Origin of the sequence: Faecalibacterium prausnitzii (assembly GCF_003287495.1) — a bacterium.
GTDB lineage: Bacteria > Bacillota > Clostridia > Oscillospirales > Ruminococcaceae > Faecalibacterium > Faecalibacterium prausnitzii_I.
Window position 1 is genome coordinate 630,421 of the sequence record NZ_PRLE01000001.1, and the last position, 25,493, is coordinate 655,913.

Consider the following 25,493-nt stretch of genomic DNA (forward strand, 5'->3'; position numbering starts at 1 on the left):
GCCCTTGTTTTTTCTGTCTTTTTATGTTTTCTTCGCGTTGGGGTAGACACGCTCCATCCGGGCGTTGTCAAAGTGTTCGTCCAAAAAAACCTCCAGCTGGTTCCGCGGCGTGATGCCGTCGGTCCGGCTGTTATACCGGGCCAGTGCCAGACCGGAAAGGGACATGTTCACCGCCATAAAAATGGCCAGTAAAATGGTCATCCAGGGTTTGACGTGCCGCCGAACGAGGTCCATCCCCTTTGCCACCAGCGGATAGCCCAGCCGGAGCCAAACCACCGCCGCAATGCCCCAGAAAAAACAGTACAGCAGGTTGACGCGGCCCGCAATGTTGAATTTGAAACCGCTGTAATCCCAGAAGATGACACCAAACAGCAGCTCGCCTACGGCGCTGCACACATACTCATAGGCACCGCCCATGAAGACGCCAAAGGCAAAGATGGCGCTGTCGCTCTTGTTCTCACAATTCCGCAGCAGAACGGTGGAGAGGGCCAGTGCCAGCCCCCACACCACGCTGAACGGACCCCAGACCAGGCTGGAACGGCTCATCCAGACGCCCGCCGTCACCCGGCAGAACAGCGTCTCCACAATGTCGCCCAGAAATGCCCCGATGACGAACAGCCAGAGCAGGTCGGCAAAGCTCAGGGTCTTTTGGGCTGTGACGGTCGGCGTCCCCCGCGCGGCGGCCGGGTAAGCTTTCTGGACACGGCGCTCCACCCAGCTGCTGAGCCGGGTGCGGAGCTGATCGGAGTGCTTTTCCAGCTCGGCATTGAGCTGTTCCAGGTGCGGATGCTCCCGGGCGTAGCGGCTCACTGCCAGGAACGCGCCCAGCTGGTCCAACAGGGAGATCGTGATGGAGACCCACAGCAACGGCCGGACGAGCCACTGGGGCAGCAGGCCGTAAAGCTTGAAGAGCAGACCGTTGCCCCACAGGACCGTCGCCGTGCCCAGCGCGCCCCAGAGCAGCGAGTATTGCAGGCAGATGTAGCCATCCACGTTGAAGCGCTTGCCGGAGTAGTCCCACCAGCGGCGGCGATCCACCCGCTCCAGCAGTTTGGCCGTCAGCCACTCCACCACGGTGGCGTCAATGGCACAGCCCAGAAACAGCAGCAGCGGGCCGGGGCGGTCTGCAAAGGAAATCGCCAGCAGCACCGCCGTAAAGCCGTAGATAAAGCAGAACGGGCCGGACGCCACGCCTCGGTTGGCAAAGCGGCGGCCCTTTATCGTTGCCACCACCGTCTCGCCTACCCAGCCCAGGAACGAATAGACCAGATATAGAACACTCAGAGAGTAAAAATTGAGCTCCATTGCAGCTCCTTTCCATCGCGTGTGAATTGCATGGTACAATTTTATGCTATTTTAGGCTTCCTGGCAAGATAAAATGCAAAAAACACAGCGATACACGCTCTGTTTGCCAGAGACAGCGTATCGCCGTGTTTGGATGTTTTCTTTCAGCGGGCTTGCCCTCTCAGGCGCTGCGGACCATTACAGCTGGCTCTTGTACAGCTCCACGATCTCTTCCACACTGGTGTCGCGGGGGTTGCCCGGGCGGCAGGCGTCTGCATAAGCGGACTCCGCCAGGAACTGGATGTCCTCTTCTTTCAGGATGCCGTGCAGGTTTGCGGGGATGCCCACATCCGCGCTCAGCTGCTTGACCGCGGCGATGGTGGCATCGGCTGCCTGCGCGTCGTTCATCTCGTCAATGCCCTTGACGCCCATGGCCTTGCCGACCGCGCGGTAACGCTCACCGGCAACGCTCTTGTTGTACTCCAGACCGACCGGCAGCAGGATCGCGCAGGCCACACCATGCGGAGTGTCATACAGAGCGGACAGGCCGTGTGCCATGGAGTGGACGATGCCCAGACCGACATTGGAGAAGCCCATACCGGCAATGTACTCGCCCAGAGCCATGCCCTCGCGGCCTTCCGGCGTGTTCTGGACCGCACCGCGCAGGTTCTCGCTGATGAGCTTGATGGCTTCCAGATGGAACATATCGGAGATGGTGCAGTGGCCCTTGGTGATGTAGCCCTCAATGGCGTGGGTCAGAGCATCCATACCGGTGGCAGCGGTCAGGCCCTTGGGCATGGATGCCATCATATCGGGATCGACGACCGCGATCTCCGGGATATCGTTGGTATCCACGCAGACAAACTTGCGCTTCTTCTCCACGTCGGTAATCACATAGTTGATGGTGACCTCGGCAGCGGTACCGGCAGTGGTGGGCACTGCAATGGTGAACACCGCGTGCTTCTTGGTGGGAGCCACGCCCTCCAGAGAGCGGACATCCGCAAACTCGGGGTTGTTGATGATAACGCCAATGGCCTTAGCGGTATCCATGGAGGAGCCGCCGCCGATGGCCACGATGCAGTCTGCCTCCGCGGCCTTAAAAGCAGCCACGCCGTCCTGCACGTTGGCAATGGTGGGGTTAGGCTTGATCTCGCTGTACACGCTGTAAGCAAAGTTTGCAGCATCCAGCAGGTCGGTCACTTTCTTGGTGACGCCGAACTTGATCAGATCCGGGTCAGAGCAGACGAACGCTTTCTTGTAGCCACGGGCAGTCAGCTCGGGCACAATGTTCTCGATGGCACCGTGGCCATGGTAAGAAATCGTATTCAGGACAATGCGATCAGCCATAATAGTAAGCCTCCAAACATTCTCTTCCCCGCCCCGTGCGGGGTTTTCTTTACCATTACTTTACCGCATTGTTAAAAATAATGCAATCGGATTTTCTTGTAATTTTCATGAAATTTTTATACAGATGATTTTTGTTTCAGAAACTTTATCCAATTTACAATTATAAAAAAGAACCATGCAAGCCTTTCAGCCTACATGGTTCTTTTTCTTTTATTGTAATTTCAAGCGATGGGCCTTTGATTACTTCTCGTAAACCAGAACGATGAACTCGCCCTCAGTAAAAGTGCCACGGACCTCTTTCTCAAAAGCGGCCTTGGTACGAGAATTGGAATAACCGTACTTAGTAGCTTTATTTGTTTTCAGGGTAGAAACGATAGAAGCAATGGTATCTGCATCTTTCTCCTGAACGGCAACGAAACCAATCTGCTCACCACCAACCAGAGTAGCAGCGTTTACAACTTTATCGAGTGCTGCTGCACGAGCTTTCTGATAATCAGCAGTAGTATCATACTTGTGCTCAGACTGCTTCTTCTCAATGCTCTTGATCTCAGCAGCATAACTATCCCACAGCTGTGCAATCTTCTCAGCCTTTGCAACATCTGCAGTGTTATACTCAGCAGTAACCTTTGCATCAGACAGAGCGTCGGTCAGCTGCTTGTGGAAAGTGGTCTTGTCGCTGTCGCTGCAGCCAGTCAGGACTGCCAGAGCCATGACGCCTGCCAGAACGATAGCAGCCAGTTTTTTGAATGCCTTCATAAGTAAGGTCCTCCTCAAAAAATAAAATTTCGTTCAGGATATTTTCCTGTTTCCTGCATTGTACCCTCCCCCGGGTGCCTTGTCAAGTGTTTTGAAAATTTCACAAATTATTTGTGCATCCCGACAAAAAGTGGCCGATATTTTTTGGATATCTTTTCAATTTTTTATCACAAATCAAAGAGTTTCTTCTATCCTTTCGCATTCCCGGAATGAGTTTCTTTTCCCCGAACAAACCTAGAAACATCCTCTCTGTTCCTCTTGCGGAATTTCTAGCATCCAGAATCAAACGCCTGTCTTTTTCTGTCCATCTATGTTATACTAAAGTTGCTGCCCTTTCCACTCAATTTTCATTGAGATGGGAGGTGAACCTTTTGGAACTGTTCGTATCATTCGTTTTGTCCGTCGCAGCAGGTGTGGTTTCCAACTGCATCAGCAAGTGGCTTGACGGCAAGCACAAGGACAGCAAGCACTAACAAATGGAAGAACCCCCTTGGAGCTGCAACTCCGAGGGGGTTCTTTCCTTTTGGTGATACCCATTGGAAATGTGTATCGTATCGTTCGCACTTTTATTATATGCGATTTTGCAAAAAAGTCAAGCCATGGCAGTATTTTTCCATCAGCAGCCCGCTACCCCCTCCTGCGGGGCGATCATCAGGCGGATGATCTCACGGTCGGTCTCGGCCATGCCGTCGTGGGCCATCTTGCTCACGTTGCGGATGGTGTTCTCCACGCCCTTGAGCACGATGCCGTCGCCGCCCACAAACTCGCTGTCGTGCATCTGCATCTGCATTCCCAGCAGACCTGCTTCCACGGCAGAAGCGATCTTTGCGGCGCAGCTGGCCTTGGCACCATCGCAGACCATACCGGAGTTGATGGCCAGCGCGTTGACCACCGTGTGAGCGATCTCGTTATAACGGCCGCCGTGGAGGTATGTAATGCCTGCGCCTGCACCGCAGCCGGCACTGGTGGCGCCACAGTAGGCCGAGAGGGGCCCGATGCCTGTTTTGAGGTGGATGGTAACGAGGTTGGACACCAGCAGGGCACGGTAGAGCAGCTCCCGCGAGGCTCCCATATCCCGGGCGTAAATGATGACCGGCAGAGAAGCCGTCAGGCCCTGATTGCCGCTGCCGGAGTTGATGACCACCGGCAGCTCGCAGCCATTCATCCGGGCATCGGAACCGGCGGCGGCCCAGGCCTTGGCCCGGTTGTGGACGCTGTCGCCGTAGGAGCGGAGCAGGATGCGGCCGATCTCGGCACCCCAGTGGCCCTCCAAGCCCTGCTTGGCAATGGCCGTGTTGCAGTCGATCTGGCGCTGCAGGGTCTCTTTCACGTCGTTCAGGTCGGCTTCATCGGCAAACTGGACGATCTGCTCCACGTTGAGCAGGGTGTGGTCGGTGGCCTGGGTGCTGGTCTGCTCCACGTATTCTTTCTGGAGCAGGACCTCGCCGTCCCGCTGCAGGGCGATGACATTGGTGTGGTGGCCTGCGATCTCCGCAAAAGCGGTATGCCCGCCGCCGAACAGCCGCACCTGGATGTCAAACAGGTAGGGCTTGCCCGAGCGCTCCACATGGATGGGCGTCTTTTCCAGGAAATCCGCCATCTTCTTCAGGTCATCCTCCGTCACGGCGCAGAGCACTTCCAGCTCCTTGTCCACATCGCCTGCCACGATGCCTGCGGCAGCGGCGGCCGCAATGCCCCGGCGGCCGCCCGTGTGGGGCACCACCACGCTTTTGACGTTCTTGATGATGTTGGCACTGGCGGCTACCTCAGCCTGCTCTGCCGGGCAGCCCAGTGCCCGGGCAGCCAGGGCAGCAGCATAGGCCACCGCGATGGGCTCGGTGCAGCCCATCGCGGGCACCAGCTCTTCTTTCAGAATTGCAAGATAAGTATCGTAAAGCGCTTTTTCCATTTTCCTGTCCTCCGTTTTATTTTACCGGGCACCCTCGCCCGCAAAAAACTCTTTGACCAGCTTTGCCACCGTGCCGGAGAGCAGCAGCAGGGCGATCAGGTTGGGAATGCTCATCAGGCCATTGAACGTATCGGCAATGTTCCACAAAAGGCCCAGATCCATCGTCGCGCCCACAATGGACACAAAGGAATAGAGCACGAGGAACGGCCCCACCACCTTATCGGTGCGGAACAGGAATTCCGCACAGCGAGAGCCGTACAGGCCCCAGCCGATGATGGTGGAGAACGCAAAGCAGCACAGTGCCATCGCCGTAAAGATGGACGACCAGCCGCCGTAAGTCGCGGTAAAACCAGCGATGGTCAGCTCGGCGCCAGCGGCAGCCCCGTAGCCCACCGGCACGCCGCTGCACAGGATGACCATGGCTGTCAAAGTGCAGATGACAATGGTATCGGCAAAGACCTCAAAGATGCCGAACATCCCCTGCTTGACGGGCTTCCGGGTATCGGCGCAGGCATGGGCGATGGAGCCCGTACCGAGGCCGGCCTCGTTGGAGAAGATACCGCGGGAGACGCCTTTCTGCACGCTGAGAAACACACTGCCGATGGCACCGCCCGTGAACGCTCTGGGGTTGAACGCGCCCGCGATGATGGACTCCAGCACATAGGGCAGACGCTGCACATTGAGCACCACGACGCCTACCGCCAGCACCACATAGAACAGTGCCATGAACGGCACCAGCTTCTCCGTGACGCTGCCAATGCGTTTGATGCCGCCCAGCAGCACCATGGCCACCAGCATGGCCACTACCACGCCCACAATGAGGTTGAGGGTGGGCAGAAAACTTTTTACCGAGGTGTTGTACGCCAGCACGGCGGAATCAATGGCCGTGACGATGGTGTTGACCTGAGTGGCGTTGCCGGTGCCAAAGACCGTCAGCACGCCAAACAGGGAGTACAGCACCGCCAGGAACTGCCAGCGCTGCCCCAGGCCGTTTTTAATATAGTACATGGGGCCGCCCACCAGCTCCCCGTTTTTGTTCCGCTCCCGGAAATGGACGGCCAGCGTTACCTCCGAAAACTTGGTGCACATGCCCAGCAGCGCCGAGCACCACATCCAGAACACGGCACCCGGCCCGCCGATGGCGATGGCACCCGCCACGCCCGCGATGTTGCCGGTGCCCACCGTCGCCGCCAGTGCGGTGCAGACGGCCTGGAACGGGGTCATGGTGCCGTCCGAGGCATCCTTTTTGCGGAACATCCGGCCAATGGTGGTGCGGATGGCGTAGGGGAATTTGCGGATCTGCAAAAAGCCGGTCCGCACACTGAGCAGCAAACCCACGCCGATGATGCACACCATGGCCGGGATCCCCCAGATAAAGCTGTTGACCGCCTGATTGACGGCCGCAATGGTTTCGATCATATATTTGTTTCCCCTGTTACTTGGATTTTTAACACAACAGAAAACATTTTATCTTATTTTAGGGGTGGTGTCAATTTGTTTGGGTGGTGAAATCTAAACGTCTTGGCTGAAAGTTTCTTAAAGGAGTTTCACGTCGGCGTCCGCACAGGGCTTGCGGCAGAACGACGCCTGCCATGTGATGGTTTCCAGCTGGACCGGTTCGAAATAACAGGCGGAACATGCCGCAGCCGCACCATTTGTCTCTTCTGTTTCCCCGCGCACTGTGCAGAAAACGGCGGTCGGGCCGTCGGCACCCCCGATCACCGCAATGGCCGCGTCTCCTTCCATCTGCGGTTCCAGCCCATACTTCTTTTCCAGTGCCGTCCGTTCCGGGTCAATGGGCGGACGCGCTCTGCGGCGCGGGTGGTCTCCCTCCGCGCAGTCGTCGAGAAAGAAGTTTTCCGCTTTTGGGGTCAGGCGGTAGGTCATCAGGCAAAAGCAATTGGGCCGCTCCCATCCATCATCATCCGGGAGCTCCAGCGTTTCCGACCTGGCCCCCAGCACCGTCAACCGATAGGCTGTTCCATCTGCCGCATCGTGGACCATCACCGATTCCCCCACCACAGGGGTCCGGAAACACTCGCTCCGATACTGTTCCAACTCTGCTTCCATTTGTACTTCCAGCGTGCGGAACCGTTTTGGGCAGCTTCTCCGGCTTTTCGTTGCCCACGGATAGCTGTTCCGCCAGAACCGCCAGATTTTCGTTTTCTCCAGTCCATAGTGGAACAGAAGTTCTGCCGCCTCATCGTTCCCGGCAGCATCCCCCGGAAGATACCCTACCCCACAGCCGTCGCTTGGGCGCAGGCGCATCCCGTTCAGCACCAGCTCTGCACAAAATCCCCCATCCAGCGGATTTTCCTGCTCCATCTGGCGTTCCTCGGCTCTGGTCAGGGTGCGGGTGCATTCGCCGTCTTCCGCAATGCCCCATTTTTTCATGAAGGCCCGAAGCTCTTCCTGCGGCACCTCCATGGCAAAGTCCACGACCAATCCCTGTCTGCACCGGTAAAGGGCCGGGATCTGCCACCGATGGCCGTTCCATTCAAATTCCCGGTCAAGGCACAGTTCCTCGCCGGGGTCGGTTCCCTTTTGGGTTCCCCAATAGTTCGTTTCAAAGCAGACCTTCCAGCGGCGGCGGTCTTGTTTCATGGCAGTGCGCCCCTTTCGTTTTTTCTTATTGTAGCAAGGCGGCTCTGCAAATGCAAATCAGTTTCTTTTTTCTTGCCGCATCTTGTCCGTTCTCCCCTACCAAACCATCCGCATTTGTGCTATGATAGGGCTGAAAAATTGGTTTGGCAATGCCAACCGCAAGGAGATGTTTCCGAAATGGTCACAACTTCCACTCTGATGGAAAATTTACGGCAGGAGGGCGTCAGCCCGGATCTGCTGCTGGCCGTCAATGAATATCGTACCACCCACCCGCTGACCGAGGCTTTGGCTCCCCGTGTGCCGCAGTCGGCCTTTACTTACTATGGAAAAGATGTCTGGGAGCAGGCACTGGCCGCCCTGCTCTGCGGCGAGAACCTGCTGCTGGCCGGCGGCAAGGCCACCGGCAAAAATGTGCTGGCGGAGAATCTGGCCACCGCCTTTGGCCGCCCGGCATGGGATATCTCGTTCCATGTGAATATGGACGCGGCCTCCCTCATCGGCATGGACACCTTTGAGGGCGGTGCCGTCAAATTCCGGCCCGGCCCGGTCTACCGCTGTGCTCAGTGCGGCGGCTTTGGCGTGCTGGATGAGATCAACATGGCAAAGAACGAGGCGCTGGCTGTCCTCCACGCGGTGCTGGATTTCCGCCGCGCCATCGATGTGCCCGGCTACGAGCGCATCCCGCTGGCCGAGGAGACCCGTTTCATTGCCACCATGAACTACGGCTACGCGGGCACCCGGGAACTGAACGAAGCCCTCACCTCCCGCTTTGTGGTCATCCAGATGCCCACCATCACCGAGGAAAACCTCGAAAAGCTGCTCCGGGCCCAGTTCCCGGATCTGACGGGCAAGTACGTCCATCAGTTTGCCCAGCTTTTCCTCGATTTACAGAAAAAGTGCGACAGCGCGGAAATCTCCACCAAAGCGCTGGACCTGCGCGGGATGCTGGACGCCCTGCGGCTCATCCGCCGGGGCGTGCCTGCCGGGGCCGCACTGGACATGGGCATCACCAACAAAGCCTTTGATTCCTACGAGCAGGGGCTCATCCGGGACGTTATTGCCGCCCGCATCCCGGCCCAGCTCACCGCCGCCAAGCTCTTCCGCTGAGGGGCCGCCCTATGGAAGCGCAGAGCTACACCGCGCAGGAGCGGCGGGCCGCCAATCAGGTGTGGGCCGCGGCAGGCGAATACGGCTTTGAGCCGCTGTTTCTGGCCCGCAACACCGATGGCACCGTGGATTTTTACATGAACTGCATCGTGGGGCTGGTGCACAAATATTACGGCGACGACCTTGTGCGGGGGCTGTTCAATACCTGGGACGGCGACGTGAAGCAGTCCCTGCTGGACGACCTGACCTGGCTGTACCTCGAAAGCGCCGCCTACGCGCTGGAGCTGCCCCGCCGCCCGGTGCTGGCCGAGCTGCGGCGGGCCCACGCGGATTATTTCTTCGGCATCCAGTACAAACTTTCGCGGCAGGAGTGGATGGCGAAAAACCAGCTGGTCTACTCCATGCAGGCCACCCGCTGGCGGCGGGTACAGGGTCGGGCCGACCCGGTGCTGACCCCTTATGAAAGCCAGCTGGCGGCGGCCCTGGCCCCGGAAACACCGCCCAAGCCCGAGGAACTGAAAGCCAGCGTGTTGGCCCTTTACGCTAAATTTGCCCTCTTTGACGGCACGGTGCACCAGAAACTGGCACTGCACCTGCACTTGGAGGGGCTTCTGGCCTCCCTTGCCACCAAAACCATGCCCACCCAGATGATCAAGACCGACCGGATGACGGTGGAGCACTCGGGCAGTGTGGACGCGGGCGGCGGCGGGCCGACTGCCGACAAGCGGCTGGCCCATATTACACTGAAACAGAACGCCGCCGAGGACCGGGCCTACATCGAGAGCTGCTTTGGCCGCTCTCTCTACCCGCCGGAACGGCTGCGCAAGGCCGAGCAGGAGCTCTGCACCGGGGACCATCTGGGGTGCCATTTGTGGTTTGCCTCCGGCGTGCCCAGCCCGGAGCAGGCCCCCACCCCCGAAGCGAAACATCTGGCCGAGCAGGCCGAATTGCAGGCCGACCGCAACCGGGCTTACGATGCCAAAAACCGGGAGCTCCACCGCAGCGTGGTGCTCCGGCTGACCGAGCAGATCCAGAACTGCATCCTCGTCCACCAGCAGCCCAACGCCCGGATCGCCCGCAGCGGCAATCTGGACCCGGAGCGGGTCTGGCGGGCTCCTCTGCTGGACGACAGCCGGGTCTTCCGCTGTGCCGAGGAGGAGAACCAGCCCTCGTTCACCGTAGACCTGCTGCTGGATGCCTCGGCCTCCCGGCTCCACTGCCAGGAAGTCATTGCGGCACAGGGTGCCATCCTGGCCGAGAGCCTTTCCCGCTGCCACATCCCAGTGCGGGTAAGCAGCTTTTGCAGCCTGCGGGGCTACACCGTGCTCCGGGTGCTCAAGCATTTCAAAGACAAACAATGGCAGGGTGTCAACCAGTATTTCGCCTCGGGCTGGAACCGGGACGGCCTGGCCCTGCGGGCGGCAGGCGACCTGCTGGATTTTGACCCCGGCCCGGCTCCCCGCCACCTGCTCATCCTGCTGACGGATGCCTCCCCCAATGACAGCCGCCGCATCCCGCCCAGCCCGGAAAACCCGCTGGGCCGGGATTACGGCGGGCCCTACGGCGTGGACGATACCGCCGCCGAGGTGCGTGACCTCCGCCGCAAGGGGATCCAGGTGTCCGCCGTCTTTATGGGCGAGAACAGCTCCATCCCCGCCGCCGAGCGCATTTACGGCAAAAACCTGGCCCGCATCCGGGGCATGGACCAGCTGGCCCGTGCCGCCGGGCAGCTCATCCAGCACGAGATCCGGGCCCTGGGGGATTGAGTTCATACAACCATATTGTTTATTTCGTTTTCCGTTTTAAAAATATTTTTGTCCGGTATGCAAACTTATAGTTGTATTTTGTTGTTGTTTGTGGTATACTCCTCTCAGAAATACAACCAACATCGGTCCCGGAAGAGAGGAGAACCACCATGGATGCTGCCCGTTACTTTGAGATGATGCACCGCGCCATGTCTGCCCGGAAACGCGATACCACCCTGCTGCTCCGCGTGAAAGTGCAGGATCTTGGCGGGGCAGACGCTTATCTGGAACTGCGGCAGGAGCCCGGCAGCGCCCGGGTGCGGTTGTTTTACTCCACCATGGGGCGGCGCAACCTCAACTTCCAGTTGTTCCGCAAGGGCTGGCAGCTCTGCCACAACGCTTCCGGCGAGATGACGGGCCGCTTCCCTGCCAAGGCGGATGAACTGCTGAGTGCGGACGACTTTGCCGCCTACATCCGGGACGATGCCCTTGATGCAGGCCGGGCCGAGCGCGTCCTGCACGAGCTGCGCCGCTGCTCCGGCGACCACACCGCCGCCCTGCCCCGCAATGCGCGGGAGGGGGCGCTCATCACGGTGGACAGCTTTGTAGGCCGGGGCGCGCACTGGTGCTACTGGAGCACCGATGCCGCCGCCCAGCTGCCCATGGCCGCCGTCCTCTGCTGGCTGGGCGATTTCCTGGCCGGGACGGAGCGGCGCACCCTCCAATCCTGCCCGGAGGCCGTCCAGCTGGCCGCTCAGTGGCAGGCCGACCTTGCTTCGCCCTTTGCCTGCCCGGTGGACCGGATGCCCCAGCCCATGGCCCCCGCCGCTCCGGCTGCTGCCCGCCGCGCTTCTGCACAGCCTGTGCAGAACCCCCGGTGGCAGAGCATCCTCGCCGTGCTGGCAACGGTATAAGAAATGCCCGGAGAACGCTGTGATTTGCAGTGTCTCCGGGCAATTTTTGTCTTTTGCGATTCTAAAAATCTTCAACCGTTCCAGCCCCGGGCCGTGGGGTCCAGCATCTCCGCGGCAGAATAAATGAGGGCGTTGCAGATGGCGGCGGCCACATTGCTGCCGCCCTTGCGGCCCATTGCCACAATGGCAGGCACGCCGTGGGCCTCGCAGGTGACAAACAGCCGCTCCTTGCTCTCCACCACATTCACAAACCCTACCGGGACACCGATGACCAGCGCCGGGCGCAGGCCCGCCTCAATCTGCTCCGCAATGGTGAGCAGGGCTGTGGGTGCATTGCCGACGGCCAGGATGGCCCCCGGGTGCTCGGCGGCTGCTTTGTGCATCGCCGCCACAGCCCGGGTGGTGCCCTCCGCCTTGGCCCGCGCGGCCACTTCAGGGTCCGCCATATAGCAGGCTGCCTGCCCGCCCAGCTTGGCAAGACCGGGCTTGGTAATGCCCGCCAGCGCCATGTTGGTGTCGGTGACGAGGAACGCCCCTTTGTGCAGGGCCTCCACGGCCTTTTGCACGGCCCCGGGCGTAAAGCGCAGGTTTTTGGCGTAGTCAAAATCCGCCGTGGTGTGGATGACCCGCCGGACAACGGCTTCCGTCTCCGGAGGCGGAGTCAGGCCCATCTCGGCCAGCTCCGCGGCAATCATTTTCAGGCTCGTCCGCTCAATATCAGCGGGCAGATGGTGCTGCGGCGTCAATATTCTATCCCCTTTCGCGCCGGGACCCCTTTCTGGTAGGGGTGGCGGTGGCATTTCATTTCCGTCACATAGTCGGCCTCGTCCAGCATCCACTGGGGCGGCTGGTGGGCCGTCAGCACGCACTCCCGCGCGGCAGGGCGCTCCCGCACCGCCTTTTGGAGCAGTGCCTTGTCCACCATGTCCAGCTCCCAGGCCGAACCGGCCTCGTCCAGGACCAGCAGATCGGCAGGCCGGGCCATGGCGTTCCGCAGGTTCCGGTTCTGTAATTCCCGGGTGGCGGCTTTTTCGGCTTCATTCATCTGGAAGACGAATTTCTGCCCCGCCTTGCCCCGGTAAATTTCGGCCCCCAGCTTTGCCAGCAGCGGGATCTCCCCGCTGTTTCCGCCTTTCAAAAACTGGACGATGACCACCCGTTTGCCGCTGCCCAGTGCCCGCAGGGCCAGGCCCATGGCGGCGGTGGTCTTTCCTTTTCCGTCCCCGTAATAGAGGTGCAAAAGTCCCTGTTCCATCTCAGCGCTCCATTCCCATGGCCCGGTAAACCGCGGCCATATCCAGCGCGCCCCGCACGCCGTCGGCCAGCAGATCAAACTGCTGCTGGCGGTACTGCTCCATGGGCACAAGGGCAGCGGCTTCCGGGGCGATGCCCTTCCGTTTGCACAAAAACACGGTCAGTTTTTCGGTCAATTCGCCGGTATCAAAGAGGCCGTGGAGGTAGGTGCCAAACACACTGCCGTTGACACAGCCCTCGGGCTGGCCGTCCGCAAGGGTATCAAAGGGTGTGCCCTCCACCACGGTCCGGCCGGTGTGGATCTCATACCCCGTCAGCTTTGCCCCGGCAAAGGGCTCTGCCGTGACCGTGGCCGTGACCTGGGTGCGGCGCTTCTGCTCCGAGAAGACCGTCCGGGTGGGCAGCAGGCCCAGCCCCCGCAGGGACTGCACCCGGCCACTCTCGCTGCCGGTGGGGTCGTCCAGCTGCTGGCCCAGCATCTGGTAGCCGCCGCAGACGCCCAAAATAGGTGTGCCGCGCTCGGCCAGCTTTAAAATGGCCGCTTCCAGTCCGGATTGACGGAGCCAGAGCAGGTCGTCCACCGTGTTCTTGGTGCCGGGCAGGATGATGCAGTCCGGCGCGCCGAGGCCGCGGGTGCTCTCCACATACCGCACGCCCAGCAGCGGGTGCTGCTCCAGCGAGATGAAATCTGTAAAGTTGGAGAGGCGGGGCAGCCGGATGATGGCCACATCCAGCGGCTTGACGACATTTTTCACGTCCAGCCGCTGGGAGAGGGAATCCTCGTCCTCAATGTCCACGTTCAGGTAGGGCACCACGCCCAGTACGGGCAGGCGCGTTTTTTCTTCCAGCATGGTCAGGCCCGGGCGCAGAATTTCCACATCCCCCCGGAATTTGTTGATGATGAGTCCCTGAACGCGGGCCCGCTCCTCCGGCTCCAGCAGCTCCACAGTGCCGTAAAGCTGGGCGAACACGCCGCCCCGGTCGATATCGCCTGCCAGCAGGACGGGGGCATCCACCAGTTTGGCCAGCCCCATGTTGACGATGTCGTCCGCCTTGAGGTTGATCTCCGCCGGGCTGCCGGCGCCCTCGATGACGATGATGTCCACCTCCTCCGCCAGGCTGTTGTAGGCAGCTAAAATATCGGGGATGAGCTGTTTTTTGTGGCGGAAGTAGTCCGCCGCTTTCATCTGGCCCCGCACCTCGCCGTTGACGATGACCTGGCTGCCTACATCGCTGCTGGGCTTGAGCAGAATGGGGTTCATCCGGACGTCCGGCTCGATGCCCGCCGCCTGGGCCTGCACCACCTGGGCGCGGCCCATTTCCAGCCCGTCGCGGGTGACAAAGCTGTTCAGGGCCATGTTCTGGCTCTTGAACGGGGCCACCCTGTACCCATCCTGCGCAAAAACGCGGCAGAGCGCCGCGCAGAGCAGGCTTTTGCCCGCGCCGCTCATGGTGCCCTGCACCATAATGCATTTTGCCCGGCTCATCCCAACACCTCCTGCAGTGTTTTCAGCAATCGTTCATTTTCCGGCCCCGTGCGCACGGCAGTGCGGTACCAGCTGGCGTCCAGCCCCGGATAATTGGCGCAGCCGCGCAGGACAACCCCCTTTTGCCGCAGCTGCTCGCCGAGAGTCTCCGGCCCTTGCAGCAATAAATAATTGGCCCTGCCCTCGATCACCCGCAGGCCCAGCGCCCGCAGGCCTGCCGTGAGTTTCGGCTTCTGCGCTGCAATGAGGGCCCGCACCCGTGCGACGTACGCCGTTTCTTTCAGGGCCGCCACACCGGCGGCCTGAGCCAGGCTGGACACCGCCCAGGGCTGGCCCGCGTTCCGCATTTTTTCCAGCAGAGCAGCGTCCGCACTGAGGCAGTAGCCCAGCCGGACGCCTGCCATGCCGTAGAGCTTGGTAAAGGCCTTGAAAATGATGAGGTTCTGATCCTCGTGCAGCAGGGGTTTTGCCGTCCAGCGGCCGCCATCCGGCAGGAAATCCAGAAAGCACTCGTCCACAGCCAGAACAGCCCCGCACGCCGCGCACCGCTCCGCTGCCCGGCGGACAAGGGCCGGGCTGGCCAGCTGGCCGGTGGGGTTGTTGGGCTGGCAGAGGAAGACGATCTCCACCCCCGGGACGATGGCGTCCAGAAACTCCTCTGTCACCGCGAAATCATTGGCTTCGTTCAGCGTAAAGCGCTCCACCGTGCAGCCCACGGTTTCGAGTGCCGTGGCGTACTCCGCAAAGGTGGGGGCCGTCACCAGCGCCCGGCGGGGTTTTACGGCCAGCGCCAGCCGGAAGATGAGGTCCGCCGCGCCGTTGCCGCAGAGGATCTGATCGGCGGGCAGGCCCTCCGCCTCGCTCAGTGCCGCGCGCAGGGTGCGGCAGAGCGGGTCCGGGTAGCGGTCCGCCTGCGGCAGGGCCGCCGTGATGGCATCGGCCACCCCTTTGGGCAGGCCCAGCGGGCTGACATTGGCCGAAAAATCCAGCGCGTCGCGCCCAAATTGTTCGCGGTAGCCCATCCAGTCACCGCCATGGGTCAAAGTCTGCATAAAAGCCTCCTTCAGAAAAGCGCGCGAAGGGCGCATCCCCACGCCAGTGCGAAGCTGCTGGCCACATACATCATGCGGTTGGCCCGGAGGATGTCCTCGGGCTCGATGGGCCGCAGGGCGTCGCCGATGGTGAGTTTGGGGTAATACTGGCCGAAATAGTAGGCCGGGCCTGCCAGCTGGACGCCCAGGGCCCCGGCACAGGCGCTCTCGGTCTGGGCGCTGTTGGGGCTGGCGTGGCGGCGGCGGTCGCGGCGCCAGATCTTCCACGCTCCTTTTGCGTCATTGTGCGTAAAGGCTGCGGCAGCCACCCACAGCAGGGCGGCAAGGCGGCTGGGAAGGTAATTTGCCACATCGTCCAGCTTGGCGGGCACACGGCCAAAGTAGAGGTATTTTTCATTTTTGTAGCCCAGCATACTGTCCATCGTGTTGATGGCCTTGTAAGTGAGGGCCAGCGGGGCCCCGCCGATCAGCATATAGAGCAGCGGCGCAATGACACCGTCGCTGGCGTTTTCGGCCACCGTCTCCACAGCGGCTTTCGTCACGCCCTCGGCAGTGAGCTCCGCAGTGTCCCGGCCCACGATCCGGCTGACCGCTTTGCGGGCCCCGGGCAGGTCGGGTTTTTTGAGCTCTTTATAAACATTGGTGCTCTCCTGCACCAGGCCCCGGGCGGCCAGCGCCTGCCCGCACCAGAACATCTGGACGGCCAGCCCCAGCAGCGGGTGGAGCCGGGCGGCCCCCCAGCAGACGAGCCCTGTGAGCAAAAAGGTGCCCACCGGCAGGCAGAACGCCACGATGGCACCGCCCAGCAGCTCTCCCTGAGGCGTTTTGGGCAGACGGGGGCGCAGGAATTTTTCAAGCTTGGAGATGGCCTTGCCCATGTACACCACCGGGTGGGGCAGCCAGGCCGGGTCGCCAAAGAGGACGTCCAGCACAAAGCCGCCCAGCACGGCCCAAACCGTCATCATGGGTTCTCCTCTGCGGCACTCTTTGTATATTGCACCGTCTTGATTACCGTGAGGATATGCTTTTGCGTCCAATCTTTGGCGTCCAGCACATAACCGCCCGCATTGGGGCCGCACCACCTGTAATAATCCTGATGAGGCACCCCATACCGCTCCATGGCCGCCATCTGGGTACCGCCATGGGCCAGAATGACCAGCCGGTCTTTTCCCTCTGCCAATGCCTCATCCACCAGCTTGGAGAATGCGGCACAGATGCGGTTGGAAAAGTCTTCTTTCCGTTCGCCGTCCGGGCAGGAGCTCTCACAGTTGGCCTGCACCCAGGCCTGATAATCCGGGTCATGCTCCATCTCAATGAAATTGCGGCCCTCAAAGCTGCCAAAGCACATCTCCTTGAGGCCGTCCACCACCACGAGTTTTGCATGGGGGAAGACGATCTTCGCCGTCTGGGAGGTGCGCTGCAGCGGGGTGACATAGACCACATCGGGGTCAAAATCCGCTTTGCGGAGCTGGGCGGCTCCCTCGGGCGAGAGCGGGATATCCCGCTGGCCCTGATAGCGCTTCTGGGCGTTGTATTCCGTCAGACCGTGACGCAGTAAATAGATCAGCATTTTTTCGGCAATTCTCCTTTCAGCACCGTAGGGATGCCGCAGAACATCTGCACCACGCAGTCGGCGCGGGCCGCCAGCAGGCAGGCCAGCCGCCCGGCGGCTTCCCGGGCGGCACGCTGCCCGGCATCCACCGGGACCACGCCGCCGCCCACCTCGGTAGCAATGACGATATCGTATTGGGCCAGCTCTTCCGCCAGCTGGGTCAGATCGGCAGCATCGGCGGCTTTGTCCTGCACATCGGTGATGCAGCTGCCCGCAAACTGCCGCGCAAAGGTGCGCTTGCCGCTGTAGAGCGGCCCGGTAATGAACATCATGTTATAAAATGCCTCCCCACTGGCTGGCCGCCAGCGCCGCCAGCATCCAGAATTCGGCTTTTTGCAAAAACCACCCGGCCAGATCCCCCGTGATGCCGCCAAACTCCTTGACGGCCACATGGTGGTACCGCCACAGCACCAGCAGAGCCGCCGCCACCAGTGCCCCGCCGCCCAGCGCAATGAGCGCCGCAGCCAGCAGGACGGACAGAACGATCAGGATTTTTTGAACGCTTTCCCGGTCTGCCGCCGTGGCAAAGGTGTGGGCCAGACCGGTGTTTTTGGCCATGGGGAACGCCGCCACCGCCAGCCCCGAGAGGCCGCGCTCCAGCACCAGCGCCAGCGTCCAGCGCAACCCCACCCGGGGGGAGAAGCGGATGCAGAACGCAACACAGAAATACGCGAGGAAGTAGGTGCAGAGCCGGATGACGGCAAAGGCCCCGCAGTGGGGGTCTTTTAAAATTTCCAGCTTCTTTTCCCGGTCGCCATAGCTGGAAAGGGCGTCCGAAGTGTCGGCATAGCCGTCCAGATGGATGCCGCCGGTGACCAGCACCGGAATGAGGCAGAAGCCGCCGGCCCGGATCATATCGGGCAGCGGCAGCGCCCCGCAGAGGCTCCACAACGCCCCGATGACCCCCCCGATGAGAGGGAACGCACAGAGGGCGTACCGCATGTTTTTGGAGTTCCAGGTAAATTGCGGCACCGGCAGGGCCGAGAACATGGCAAACGCCACGGCCATGGTTTGGAGCACGATCATTCCGGGGTCCCTCCTTTGTAATAGACCGGGATGCCGCAGACCACCCGGCAGACATTGTCCGCCCGGGCGGCAAGGGCGTTGTTGACCTGCGCGAGGGCCAGCAGATACTGGTCGGTATCGCCTGCATAGTCGGCCCCGCCGCTGAAGACTTCGTTGGAGACGAGGACGAGGTTTTCGCACTGGGAGGCCACCGCCTCCACACCGGCCAGCACAGCCCGGGCCGCGTGCTTCCCTGCCCCGCCGGGGCTGTAGAGCTCGTTGGCGGTCAGATTGCCCAGGTCTTCCAGCAGGGCAGTGCCCCGGGCGGGGAGCTGCACCTGTTCGAGATGGAGCGGGCACTCCACCGTGGCAAACTGCTTTCGGGCCCGCATTTTCCGGTGCTTTGCCACCCGGGCGGCGCACTCGGCGTCCCACACCTGCATGGTGGCCAGATAATAGCGCGGCAGGGCCGTTTTCAGCACCAGACTCTCAGCATACTCGCTTTTGCCGCTGGCCGCGCCGCCCAGCACCAGTGTCAGCATCCGGCACCTCCTTGAGGCGTGTAAGGGGTCAGCCCGCCGTCTGCGAACGAATAGCAGTTCCGATAAACGGCCAGTGCCATATCCCACAGCGGGATGGCGGCCACGGCCCCGGTGCCCTCGCCCAGATGGAGTCCGGCGGTGATGAGCGGGGCTTTGCCCAGCGCTTCCAGCACGAGGCGGGCGGCGGGCTCGGAGGAGCAGTGGCTGGCGAACACGGCCTTGGTCGCCGCCGGGCAAAGCCGGACGGCGCAGAGGGCCGCCACCCCGCTGATGAAGCCATCCATCAGCACGGGTACGCCCTCCAGCGCACCGCCCAGAAAGACGCCGCAGAGACCCGCGATGTCAAACCCGCCAAGCTTGGCGAGGACATCCAGCGCGTCGTCCGGGTCGGGCTGATTGACCGCAATGCCCCTTTGAATGGCATTGATCTTCCGGGCAAGGCCCTCATCCGAGAGGCCCGCGCCCCGGCCGGTCATGCACTCCACAGGCTGGCCCAGCAGCACCGCCGCCACCGCGCTGGAGGTGGTGGTGTTGCCAATGCCCATCTCGCCTGTGGCCAGCAGGGTGACGCCCTGCGCTTTCTGCTCCCGCACCAGCGCAATGCCCTTGGCAACAGCCTCCACGGCCTGCTCCCGGCGCATGGCCGGGCCCTGGGTAAAATCGGTGGTGCCGGAGGCAACGCGGCAGTTCCGCACGCCGGGCACCGGCTCCCCGGCCATGCCCATGTCCACTGGCACCACCTCGCACCGGGCAGTGCGGGCCATCTGGCAGACACTGGTGCGCCGAGCGGCAAGATTCTCCGCCACGGTGCGGGTCACGCTCTGGTCCGTCTGGCTGACGCCCTGCGCCACCACGCCGTTGTCCGCGCAGAGGACGAGGACGGCACGCTTGGAGAGATCCAGCGCCGCGCTTCCGGTGAGGGCGGCGGCGGATTCCAGCGTGGTTTCCAGCGCTCCCAGCCCGCCCAGCGGCTTTGCCAGGCTGGCCCAGTGGGCATGAGCCGCCGCGCGGGCGGCCTCGTCCGGCGGGGTGATGCCCTCCAACAGGGTTTTGAGTGTTGCTTCTGTCATAAACTGCCTCGTTTGTTCTGGTAAGATTCTGCCGCGGCCACGAACCGTTCCGGCAGGGGCGTACCCGCCCAGTACAAATGCGGGAACCCCGCATAGAAATGCTCGTTTGCAAAGCCGCAGGCCCACTGCCTGCCATTGGCCTTGGAGGCGGTAAGGGCCGTGCCATTTTCCGTGGAATCCCAGTGGTGGAACTCGTGTACGGGGAACTGTTCCCCGGCCCGGAAGAGCAGGCTGTCCGCCCGCGCCGTAAGGGTGGCGTAGCCAAAGCGGACCAGCCGCCCGACCTTGACTCCCTGCCCGGGCAGGACTCCCGCCATGGGCCAGATGCCCCCCTCAGCGTCTTCCAGCGTCTGGCCGAGGTAGAGGAAGCCTCCGCACTCGGCCACGGTGGGCAGGCCTGCCGCGACAGCCCCCCGGATGCTCTGCCGCATGGAGGTGTTCTCGCTCAGGGCCTGGGCGTGGAGCTCCGGGTAGCCGCCGGGCAGGTACAGCCCGCCGGCCCCCTCCGGCAGGGCCGGGTCCCGCACCGGGCTGAAGGGGACAGGCTCTGCCCCGGCGGCAGTAAGGGCCTCCAGCGTTTCGGCGTAGGCAAAGCAGAACGCTTCATCCCGCGCCACCGCGATTTTGACACACTGTTTTTTGTGTTCCTGTTTGATCTGCGCTGCTGCCGGGGCAGGCTGCTCACAGAGGGAAAGCAGTTTTTCCCAATGGATAGTTTCTTCGGCAGCCTGTGCCAGCAGGGCGATCTTCTGCTGTAAGTCCGCCACTTCCCCGGCCGTGTAAAGGCCCAGATGGCGGCTCCCGATGGCGGCCTCCGGCACCGGGGGCAGGAAGCCCGCTACCGGCAGGCCGGTCTCCGCTTCCAGCATGGGGGCCAGCATCTTGTACAAACCGGGCTTGCAGTCATTGAGCAAAATGCCCGCTAAATGGCTGGGAGTGCGGAAGCTCTGCAGGCCTTTGATCTGGGCCGCCAAGGTCAGGCTGGCCCCCTTGGGCCGCACCACCAGCAGCACGGGCAGATTCAATGTATCCGCCACCTGCCAGGCGCTGGCCGTGGTGCTGGTACCGCCCAGGCCATCGTAAAAGCCCATGGCTCCCTCACAGACGGCGGCACCGTGGCCCGCCGCACCGCTGGCGTAGAGGCCGCGCGCCATCTCCGGGGAGGAAAAGAATAAATCCAAATTGTGGCTCTCCACCCCCAGCACCGCCCGGTGGAACATGGGGTCGATGTAGTCCGGCCCGCACTTGAACGCACAGGGGGCGTACCCCCTGTTTTTCAAAGCTGCCAGCAGGGCGCAGGCGAGGGTGGTCTTGCCGCTGCCGGAGTTCGGCGCGGCCAGCAGGAACTGGATCATACGCTTTTCTCCGCTTCGTCGGCCCGGGTGATGAGGAAAATGGGGTTATTGGCCATGAGCAGGTGGAGTTTGCCCGCCGCTTTGGCGCGGCTGACAGAGATCTGGCAGACCTCCGCCTGCAGGCCGTGGGCCGTGAGGGCCGCCACCGCAGCAGAGAGCGTCTCCAGCGCAATGGCTGAAATGCAGATGCGGGCCGCCGGGTTGCGGGCCAGCGCAGCCTCCACCACCGCTGCCATATTCCCCTTGGTGCCGCCGATGAAAACGGCATCCGGAGCGGGCAGGTTTTCCAGCGCGGCGGGGGCGGTGCCCTCCACCAACGTCAGGTTGCGGACCGCGAATTTTTCTTTGTTCTGGCGGATGAGGGCACAGGCCTCCGGGTCACACTCCACGGCATACACCCGGCCCCGGGGGGCGGCCAAGGCCAGCTCCACGCTGACGCTGCCGGTTCCGGCGCCCACATCCCAGAGCAGCTCCCCGGGCTGGACGCCCAGCTTTGCCAGCACGGCGGCACGGACTTCCTGTTTGGTCATAGGCACTTTGCCCCGCGCAAAGGCTTCGTCCGGCAGGCCCTGGGTACGGCGGGACGGCACCTGGGCCGCCTCCACCAGCAGCACGCTCAGGCTCTCGAAACGGCTGGCGGCCAGCTGGCCCACCGTGCCGGTATAAACTTTCTGCTCCGGGGTCCCCAGGTTCTCGCCCACGGCGGCAGCCAGCTTTCCAAAGCCCTCTGCCGCCAGCTGGGCACAAAGGGTGGCGGGGCTCTCGCTGCCGCCCGTCAAAAAGAACGTAGGCTTGCCCTCCATGCACTCGGCCACCGGGTCGCAGGCGCGGCCATGGGCCGAGACGAGCTTCCAGTCCTGCCAGGGGCGGCCCAGCGCGGCAGAGAGCATCTGCACGCTGGAAAGGCCGGGCAGCACCACAGGCTGATATCCCTGTGCCTGCAGACGCTCCACCAGTGCCGAAGCCCCGGAGTAAAACCCGGTGTCGCCGCTGTACAGGAGCGCGGCGTTCTCACACCCGGAGGCGTGGAGCAGCTCCAATATTTCATCCGGCAGGTAGGCGGCGGCACGGTTCTCCGTGCAGCCAGCAGGCAGGGCCGACAGCAGCCGACGGGCCCCTAAAATCAGGTCCGCTTCCCGCAGGGCCGCATAGCCCTGCACGGTCAGGCTCTCCGGGCAGCCGCTGCCCATCCCGATCAATGTGATCTTCATAGCATTTTCTCCTTGCAGAGGTTCAGAATCTCCTGTGCGGTCTGGCCCTGTTCCGGCGGGCGGCGGAGCACCACGAGCTGGGCCCCGGTGCTTTGCGCGGCCTGCACTTTCTCGGCAAAGCCGCCCGCCGCGCCGCCATCCTTGGTGACGAGCCAGCGAATTTCAAACTGCTGGATCAGTGCTTCGTTCAGCGCCCGGGAGAACGGCCCCTGCATCGCAATGATGTTGCGGTGGGGGACACCCGCCGCCTCACAGGCCGCAATCCCCTCCTGGGTGGGCAGCACCCGGGGGTAGCACCGCTCCGGTGCGATGGGGGAAAAGGCTCCCAGCTCTTTGGCCCCGGTGGTGAGGAGGACATTGCCCTCCGTCCGGGCCAGCTCTTGGGCGGCCTCCGCCGCACCGGCAAACACTAGTGCACCCTCCGGCAGCGGGCTGGGGGCCCGGAGCAGGCGGTGGTATTCCACCCCCGCCCGGGCCGCCGCCGCTCGGATATTTTTGGTAGCCTCCACGGCGTAGGGGTGGGTGGCGTCGATACAGAGGTCTGCCCCCTGCAAAAGAGCCGTCATCTCCTCCGGTTCCAGCCGTCCGGCCCGGACGGTGACACCGGGAGCACTTCCCTGCTCCTCCGCCCCGAGGTCCGTCGCCACGCTGACGAGGACATCCGCCCCAAGGGCCCCCAGCTGTTTGGAGAACGCGCGGCCCTCGGTGGTACCGCTGAACACGACCGCTCTCATCGCTTGTACCCCCGGGGCGTGACCATCCGGCCAGCCAGCTCACGGGTGGCGGCATTGCCGATGAAGACGGTGGTGAACATATCCACCTGCGTCTTTTCCAGCTCGGCCAGCGTCAGAACACGTTTTTCCTGCCCCTCCCGGCCAATGTTGCGGACGATGCCGCAGACCGTCTCCGGCGTTTTCCCGTTGGCCAGTAAAATGCGGACCGCTTTTTGCAGGTAATCCGGGCGGCCCTTGGAAGAGGGGTTATAGAGTGCCAGCGCAAAATCGCCCCTGGCGGCACAGGCCAGCCGCGTCTCGATGACTTCCCACGGGGTGAGCCGGTCCGAAAGAGAGATGACGCAGAAATCGTGGGCCAGCGGGGCTCCCAGCACGGCTCCGCCGGAGAGGGCCGCCGTCAGCCCGGGCACCACCTCCACGGTGACATCCGGGTAGCCCTGCGCCAGCTCCAGCAGCGGGCTGGCCATGCCGTACACGCCGGCATCGCCGGAGCAGACCAGCGCCACAGCCCGCCCTGCCCGCGCCGTTTCCAGCGCCCAGCGGCAGCGGTCGAGCTCTTTGGTCATGCCGGTGGAATAGGTTTCTTTTTCCGGGAAAAGGGGGCGCACAAGGTCCAGATAGACCGTATAGCCGCACAGCACCTCGGCCTGCTGCAAGGCGCTCTGCGCCTGCGCGGTCAAAAACCGCGCGCCGCCCGGGCCAAGGCCCACGACGAAAACAATGTTATGGTTCTGCATCCTTCCAACTCCAATCCGGGGCAAATGGTTTTGCGGCCAACGCCAGCGTGACGCCGCCGCCCGCCTGTTTGGGCACCTGCAGCGGCCCGTCCGCCGCACAGACGGCGGCCCGCTCACAGACATTGTCCACCCCGGTCACGCTGCGGACAAAGGCCGAGGGGGTAAAATGGCCCTCCACGGCCTGCAGCTGCCGGGCCGTATAAAAAGTGATGGGCCAGCCGTGGGCGGCACAGAATGCCGCCAAGCCGGGCTCGTCCTGTTTTAAATCAATGCTGGCCGCGCCGCGGATGCCCGCCGGGGCAAGGCCATGGGCGGCACAAAAAGCCGCAAAGGCCGCTTCCAGCTGATCAGCTGTGGTTCCCCGCTTGCAGCCCACGCCCAGCACCCCGATACGGGGTACCAGATGCAGCGCTTCCGGGGCTGTTTTTCCCGGGGTGAGGGTCAGGGCAAAATCCGCCGTTTCTCCTGCCCCAGCCAACGCCACCCCGGCGGGCGGGGTGCCCTGCACGGGCCAGTCCGATGCCAGCCGGACGGTGTGCCCGGCCAGCAGCGCCCCGCTGACCAGCTTGATCCGCTCCGGCTCCAGCACGGCGCAGCCCTGGGCTTTGGCCCACTCATCCACGGCGAACACGCCATTGGCATCGGTGGCCGTCGTGATGACCGGGATGGCCCCGCAGGCTTCCGCCAGTGCCCGGGCCAGCGCGTTGGCCCCGCCCAGGTGGCCGGAGAGCAGCGGCACGGCAAACCGGCCGCACTCGTCCAGCACAACAACGGCAGGGTCGGTGGCTTTGCTCTTGCAGTGGGGCGCAATGGCCCGCACGGCGATGCCAACAGCCCCCACAAAAATCAGGGCGTCCACTTGTGCAAACTGCGTACTCGTCCACTCCGCCAGCCGGACGCCGCCCGCGCCGCAGCGGGAAACGCTGCCGGGCAGTGCCCGGGCCAGCCGGTGGGCCAGAGCCATGCCTTTTTCTGTAAAGGCCAGATAGGCGCGGCTCATTGCTTTGGCTCCGTGGCGGGGCGGTACTCGGTGGCAAAGGCGGGGTCGTAGAGCTTGCTGCGCTCGTACCGGGTGCCCAGGAAATCGCCTACCACGATGAGGGCCGTTTTGGTGATGCCTGCCGCCTTGGTGCTCTCGGCCAGAGAACCCACGGTGCACCGCACCACCCGCTGCTCCGGCCAGGTGGCCTTATAGACCACCGCCGCCGGAGTATCTGCCGTGTAGGCCCCGCCGGCCAGCAGAGCCTCCTGCACCTTTGCCACCAGACCGATGGACAGGAAGATGACCATGGTGGCCCCGTGGGCGGCGAGGGACTGCAGCTTTTCTTTTTCCGGCACCGGGGTGCGGCCCTCCATCCGGGTGATGATGACGGTCTGGCTGACGGTGGGCAGAGTGTACTCCGCACAGAGGGCCGCCGCCGCGCCGCAGAAGCTGGACACACCGGGAGTATCATCGTAGGGGATGCCGTCGGTGTCCAGTGCATCCATCTGCTCCCGGATGGCCCCGTAAAGGCAGGGGTCGCCGGTGTGGAGGCGGACAGTGGTCTTGCCCGCCGCTTCCATCCGGCGCATGGTGTCCAGCACCTGTTCCAGCGTCATCTCGGCGCTGTTGTAGATGGCACAGCCGGGCTTTGCCAGCCCCAGCAGGGCCGGGTTGACCAGACTGCCCGCGTAGATGATGCAGTCGGCCCCCTGCAGCAGGGCCGCGCCCCGCTGGGTGATCAGATCGGGCGCGCCGGGGCCCGCCCCCACAAAATGAACCATGGTG

Annotated in this window: 25 protein-coding genes; 3 read left to right on the forward strand and 22 right to left on the reverse strand. The window is 62.8% G+C overall.

Annotated elements, in window-relative coordinates; translation table 11 throughout:
* Positions 1 to 21: 21 nt before the first annotated feature.
* The 6 genes from C4N22_RS02895 to C4N22_RS02920 form a co-directional block, all read right to left on the reverse strand.
* Positions 22 to 1,305 carry a putative ABC transporter permease gene (locus C4N22_RS02895; protein ID WP_112147923.1) on the reverse strand — a complete coding sequence of 428 codons (1,284 nt, stop codon included), beginning with the start codon at positions 1,303 to 1,305 and terminating at the stop codon, positions 22 to 24.
* A 177-nt stretch (positions 1,306 to 1,482) separates the two neighbouring features.
* On the reverse strand, positions 1,483 to 2,631 hold the full coding sequence (fucO, locus tag C4N22_RS02900) for a lactaldehyde reductase (protein WP_112114568.1): 1,149 nt from the start codon (positions 2,629 to 2,631) through the stop codon (positions 1,483 to 1,485).
* 240 nt (positions 2,632 to 2,871) lie between these two features.
* The gene (locus C4N22_RS02905) at positions 2,872 to 3,387 is read right to left on the reverse strand and encodes a hypothetical protein (RefSeq protein ID WP_112147924.1); all 516 of its coding nucleotides are present in this window, start codon (positions 3,385 to 3,387) and stop codon (positions 2,872 to 2,874) included.
* 616 nt (positions 3,388 to 4,003) lie between these two features.
* On the reverse strand, positions 4,004 to 5,296 hold the full coding sequence (locus C4N22_RS02910) for a serine dehydratase subunit alpha family protein (RefSeq protein WP_112147925.1): 1,293 nt from the start codon (positions 5,294 to 5,296) through the stop codon (positions 4,004 to 4,006).
* 21 nt (positions 5,297 to 5,317) lie between these two features.
* Positions 5,318 to 6,715, reverse strand: a complete 1,398-nt coding sequence (locus C4N22_RS02915; RefSeq protein ID WP_022257565.1) for an alanine/glycine:cation symporter family protein — start codon at positions 6,713 to 6,715, stop codon at positions 5,318 to 5,320.
* A gap of 117 nt (positions 6,716 to 6,832) precedes the next feature.
* The gene (locus C4N22_RS02920; RefSeq protein WP_112147926.1) at positions 6,833 to 7,900 is read right to left on the reverse strand and encodes a hypothetical protein; all 1,068 of its coding nucleotides are present in this window, start codon (positions 7,898 to 7,900) and stop codon (positions 6,833 to 6,835) included.
* 177 nt (positions 7,901 to 8,077) lie between these two features.
* On the opposite strand from C4N22_RS02920, the gene C4N22_RS02925 reads away from it, so the two are divergent.
* The 3 genes from C4N22_RS02925 to C4N22_RS02935 all read left to right on the forward strand — a co-directional run bounded on the left by C4N22_RS02925 (position 8,078) and on the right by C4N22_RS02935 (position 11,666).
* On the forward strand, positions 8,078 to 9,007 hold the full coding sequence (locus C4N22_RS02925) for an AAA family ATPase (protein ID WP_112147927.1): 930 nt from the start codon (positions 8,078 to 8,080) through the stop codon (positions 9,005 to 9,007).
* 11 nt (positions 9,008 to 9,018) lie between these two features.
* On the forward strand, positions 9,019 to 10,773 hold the full coding sequence (locus C4N22_RS02930; RefSeq protein ID WP_112147928.1) for a hypothetical protein: 1,755 nt from the start codon (positions 9,019 to 9,021) through the stop codon (positions 10,771 to 10,773).
* Between the two features lie 149 nt (positions 10,774 to 10,922).
* Positions 10,923 to 11,666, forward strand: a complete 744-nt coding sequence (locus tag C4N22_RS02935; protein ID WP_112147929.1) for a hypothetical protein — start codon at positions 10,923 to 10,925, stop codon at positions 11,664 to 11,666.
* A 71-nt stretch (positions 11,667 to 11,737) separates the two neighbouring features.
* Here C4N22_RS02935 and C4N22_RS02940 read toward each other — a convergent pair whose 3' ends face one another.
* From C4N22_RS02940 to cobM, 16 genes are read right to left on the reverse strand one after another with little or no spacing between them, the layout of a single operon-like run.
* Positions 11,738 to 12,412: a precorrin-8X methylmutase gene (locus C4N22_RS02940; protein WP_112147930.1), complete on the reverse strand. Its 675-nt coding sequence runs from the start codon at positions 12,410 to 12,412 to the stop codon at positions 11,738 to 11,740.
* Positions 12,409 to 12,921, reverse strand: coding sequence for a cob(I)yrinic acid a,c-diamide adenosyltransferase (locus tag C4N22_RS02945; RefSeq protein WP_112114561.1), 513 nt, complete (start codon positions 12,919 to 12,921; stop codon positions 12,409 to 12,411). Before C4N22_RS02945 ends, C4N22_RS02940 begins: the two co-directional genes overlap by 4 nt.
* Position 12,922: 1 nt before the next feature.
* Positions 12,923 to 14,407: a cobyric acid synthase gene (locus C4N22_RS02950; protein WP_112147931.1), complete on the reverse strand. Its 1,485-nt coding sequence runs from the start codon at positions 14,405 to 14,407 to the stop codon at positions 12,923 to 12,925.
* Positions 14,404 to 15,459: a threonine-phosphate decarboxylase CobD gene (cobD, locus tag C4N22_RS02955; RefSeq protein WP_112147932.1), complete on the reverse strand. Its 1,056-nt coding sequence runs from the start codon at positions 15,457 to 15,459 to the stop codon at positions 14,404 to 14,406. Before cobD ends, C4N22_RS02950 begins: the two co-directional genes overlap by 4 nt.
* Positions 15,460 to 15,470: 11 nt before the next feature.
* Positions 15,471 to 16,421: an adenosylcobinamide-phosphate synthase CbiB gene (gene cbiB, locus C4N22_RS02960; protein ID WP_112147933.1), complete on the reverse strand. Its 951-nt coding sequence runs from the start codon at positions 16,419 to 16,421 to the stop codon at positions 15,471 to 15,473.
* Positions 16,421 to 17,029, reverse strand: a complete 609-nt coding sequence (locus C4N22_RS02965; protein ID WP_112147934.1) for a histidine phosphatase family protein — start codon at positions 17,027 to 17,029, stop codon at positions 16,421 to 16,423. Before C4N22_RS02965 ends, cbiB begins: the two co-directional genes overlap by 1 nt.
* Complete coding sequence (locus tag C4N22_RS02970; protein ID WP_112147935.1) at positions 17,023 to 17,343, reverse strand: bifunctional adenosylcobinamide kinase/adenosylcobinamide-phosphate guanylyltransferase; 321 nt, start codon at positions 17,341 to 17,343, stop codon at positions 17,023 to 17,025. The genes C4N22_RS02965 and C4N22_RS02970 overlap by 7 nt, the downstream gene beginning before the upstream one ends.
* A 1-nt stretch (position 17,344) precedes the next feature.
* Positions 17,345 to 18,097 carry an adenosylcobinamide-GDP ribazoletransferase gene (locus tag C4N22_RS02975; RefSeq protein ID WP_112147936.1) on the reverse strand — a complete coding sequence of 251 codons (753 nt, stop codon included), beginning with the start codon at positions 18,095 to 18,097 and terminating at the stop codon, positions 17,345 to 17,347.
* Positions 18,094 to 18,618, reverse strand: coding sequence for a bifunctional adenosylcobinamide kinase/adenosylcobinamide-phosphate guanylyltransferase (locus tag C4N22_RS02980; protein ID WP_112147937.1), 525 nt, complete (start codon positions 18,616 to 18,618; stop codon positions 18,094 to 18,096). Before C4N22_RS02980 ends, C4N22_RS02975 begins: the two co-directional genes overlap by 4 nt.
* Positions 18,612 to 19,688, reverse strand: a complete 1,077-nt coding sequence (gene cobT, locus C4N22_RS02985; RefSeq protein ID WP_112147938.1) for a nicotinate-nucleotide--dimethylbenzimidazole phosphoribosyltransferase — start codon at positions 19,686 to 19,688, stop codon at positions 18,612 to 18,614. Before cobT ends, C4N22_RS02980 begins: the two co-directional genes overlap by 7 nt.
* Positions 19,685 to 21,043, reverse strand: coding sequence for a cobyrinate a,c-diamide synthase (locus tag C4N22_RS02990; protein ID WP_112147939.1), 1,359 nt, complete (start codon positions 21,041 to 21,043; stop codon positions 19,685 to 19,687). The genes cobT and C4N22_RS02990 overlap by 4 nt, the downstream gene beginning before the upstream one ends.
* The gene (gene cbiE, locus C4N22_RS02995) at positions 21,040 to 22,254 is read right to left on the reverse strand and encodes a precorrin-6y C5,15-methyltransferase (decarboxylating) subunit CbiE (protein ID WP_112147940.1); all 1,215 of its coding nucleotides are present in this window, start codon (positions 22,252 to 22,254) and stop codon (positions 21,040 to 21,042) included. Before cbiE ends, C4N22_RS02990 begins: the two co-directional genes overlap by 4 nt.
* Complete coding sequence (gene cobK / locus C4N22_RS03000) at positions 22,251 to 22,988, reverse strand: precorrin-6A reductase (protein ID WP_022257582.1); 738 nt, start codon at positions 22,986 to 22,988, stop codon at positions 22,251 to 22,253. The genes cbiE and cobK overlap by 4 nt, the downstream gene beginning before the upstream one ends.
* Positions 22,985 to 23,725 (reverse strand): precorrin-3B C(17)-methyltransferase, encoded by a 741-nt coding sequence (gene cobJ / locus C4N22_RS03005; protein WP_112147941.1) that lies wholly within the window; start codon positions 23,723 to 23,725, stop codon positions 22,985 to 22,987. The genes cobK and cobJ overlap by 4 nt, the downstream gene beginning before the upstream one ends.
* Positions 23,712 to 24,725: a cobalt-precorrin 5A hydrolase gene (locus tag C4N22_RS03010; protein WP_112147942.1), complete on the reverse strand. Its 1,014-nt coding sequence runs from the start codon at positions 24,723 to 24,725 to the stop codon at positions 23,712 to 23,714. The genes cobJ and C4N22_RS03010 overlap by 14 nt, the downstream gene beginning before the upstream one ends.
* Positions 24,722 to 25,489 carry a precorrin-4 C(11)-methyltransferase gene (gene cobM, locus C4N22_RS03015; protein ID WP_112147943.1) on the reverse strand — a complete coding sequence of 256 codons (768 nt, stop codon included), beginning with the start codon at positions 25,487 to 25,489 and terminating at the stop codon, positions 24,722 to 24,724. Before cobM ends, C4N22_RS03010 begins: the two co-directional genes overlap by 4 nt.
* Between the last annotated feature and the right edge of the window lie 4 nt (positions 25,490 to 25,493).

What these genes read in the sequence shown, in the direction of transcription:
- C4N22_RS02920 (WP_112147926.1), bottom strand. Translation starts at nt 7,900, where the DNA reads ATGAAACAAGACCGCCGCCGCTGGAAGGTCTGCTTTGAAACGAACTAT.
- C4N22_RS02980 (WP_112147937.1), bottom strand. Translation starts at nt 18,618, where the DNA reads ATGCTGACACTGGTGCTGGGCGGCGCGGCCAGCGGCAAAAGCGAGTAT.
- C4N22_RS02975 (WP_112147936.1), bottom strand. Translation starts at nt 18,097, where the DNA reads ATGATCGTGCTCCAAACCATGGCCGTGGCGTTTGCCATGTTCTCGGCC.
- cbiB (WP_112147933.1), bottom strand. Translation starts at nt 16,421, where the DNA reads ATGACGGTTTGGGCCGTGCTGGGCGGCTTTGTGCTGGACGTCCTCTTT.
- C4N22_RS02965 (WP_112147934.1), bottom strand. Translation starts at nt 17,029, where the DNA reads ATGCTGATCTATTTACTGCGTCACGGTCTGACGGAATACAACGCCCAG.
- C4N22_RS02925 (WP_112147927.1), top strand. Translation starts at nt 8,078, where the DNA reads ATGGTCACAACTTCCACTCTGATGGAAAATTTACGGCAGGAGGGCGTC.
- C4N22_RS02895 (WP_112147923.1), bottom strand. Translation starts at nt 1,305, where the DNA reads ATGGAGCTCAATTTTTACTCTCTGAGTGTTCTATATCTGGTCTATTCG.
- C4N22_RS02915 (WP_022257565.1), bottom strand. Translation starts at nt 6,715, where the DNA reads ATGATCGAAACCATTGCGGCCGTCAATCAGGCGGTCAACAGCTTTATC.
- C4N22_RS02990 (WP_112147939.1), bottom strand. Translation starts at nt 21,043, where the DNA reads ATGATCCAGTTCCTGCTGGCCGCGCCGAACTCCGGCAGCGGCAAGACC.
- C4N22_RS02935 (WP_112147929.1), top strand. Translation starts at nt 10,923, where the DNA reads ATGGATGCTGCCCGTTACTTTGAGATGATGCACCGCGCCATGTCTGCC.
- cobK (WP_022257582.1), bottom strand. Translation starts at nt 22,988, where the DNA reads ATGAGAGCGGTCGTGTTCAGCGGTACCACCGAGGGCCGCGCGTTCTCC.
- cobT (WP_112147938.1), bottom strand. Translation starts at nt 19,688, where the DNA reads ATGACAGAAGCAACACTCAAAACCCTGTTGGAGGGCATCACCCCGCCG.
- C4N22_RS02930 (WP_112147928.1), top strand. Translation starts at nt 9,019, where the DNA reads ATGGAAGCGCAGAGCTACACCGCGCAGGAGCGGCGGGCCGCCAATCAG.
- C4N22_RS03010 (WP_112147942.1), bottom strand. Translation starts at nt 24,725, where the DNA reads ATGAGCCGCGCCTATCTGGCCTTTACAGAAAAAGGCATGGCTCTGGCC.
- C4N22_RS02905 (WP_112147924.1), bottom strand. Translation starts at nt 3,387, where the DNA reads ATGAAGGCATTCAAAAAACTGGCTGCTATCGTTCTGGCAGGCGTCATG.
- C4N22_RS02910 (WP_112147925.1), bottom strand. Translation starts at nt 5,296, where the DNA reads ATGGAAAAAGCGCTTTACGATACTTATCTTGCAATTCTGAAAGAAGAG.
- cbiE (WP_112147940.1), bottom strand. Translation starts at nt 22,254, where the DNA reads ATGAAGATCACATTGATCGGGATGGGCAGCGGCTGCCCGGAGAGCCTG.
- C4N22_RS02970 (WP_112147935.1), bottom strand. Translation starts at nt 17,343, where the DNA reads ATGATGTTCATTACCGGGCCGCTCTACAGCGGCAAGCGCACCTTTGCG.
- C4N22_RS02950 (WP_112147931.1), bottom strand. Translation starts at nt 14,407, where the DNA reads ATGAGCCGGGCAAAATGCATTATGGTGCAGGGCACCATGAGCGGCGCG.
- cobD (WP_112147932.1), bottom strand. Translation starts at nt 15,459, where the DNA reads ATGCAGACTTTGACCCATGGCGGTGACTGGATGGGCTACCGCGAACAA.
- fucO (WP_112114568.1), bottom strand. Translation starts at nt 2,631, where the DNA reads ATGGCTGATCGCATTGTCCTGAATACGATTTCTTACCATGGCCACGGT.
- cobM (WP_112147943.1), bottom strand. Translation starts at nt 25,489, where the DNA reads ATGGTTCATTTTGTGGGGGCGGGCCCCGGCGCGCCCGATCTGATCACC.
- C4N22_RS02945 (WP_112114561.1), bottom strand. Translation starts at nt 12,921, where the DNA reads ATGGAACAGGGACTTTTGCACCTCTATTACGGGGACGGAAAAGGAAAG.
- cobJ (WP_112147941.1), bottom strand. Translation starts at nt 23,725, where the DNA reads ATGCAGAACCATAACATTGTTTTCGTCGTGGGCCTTGGCCCGGGCGGC.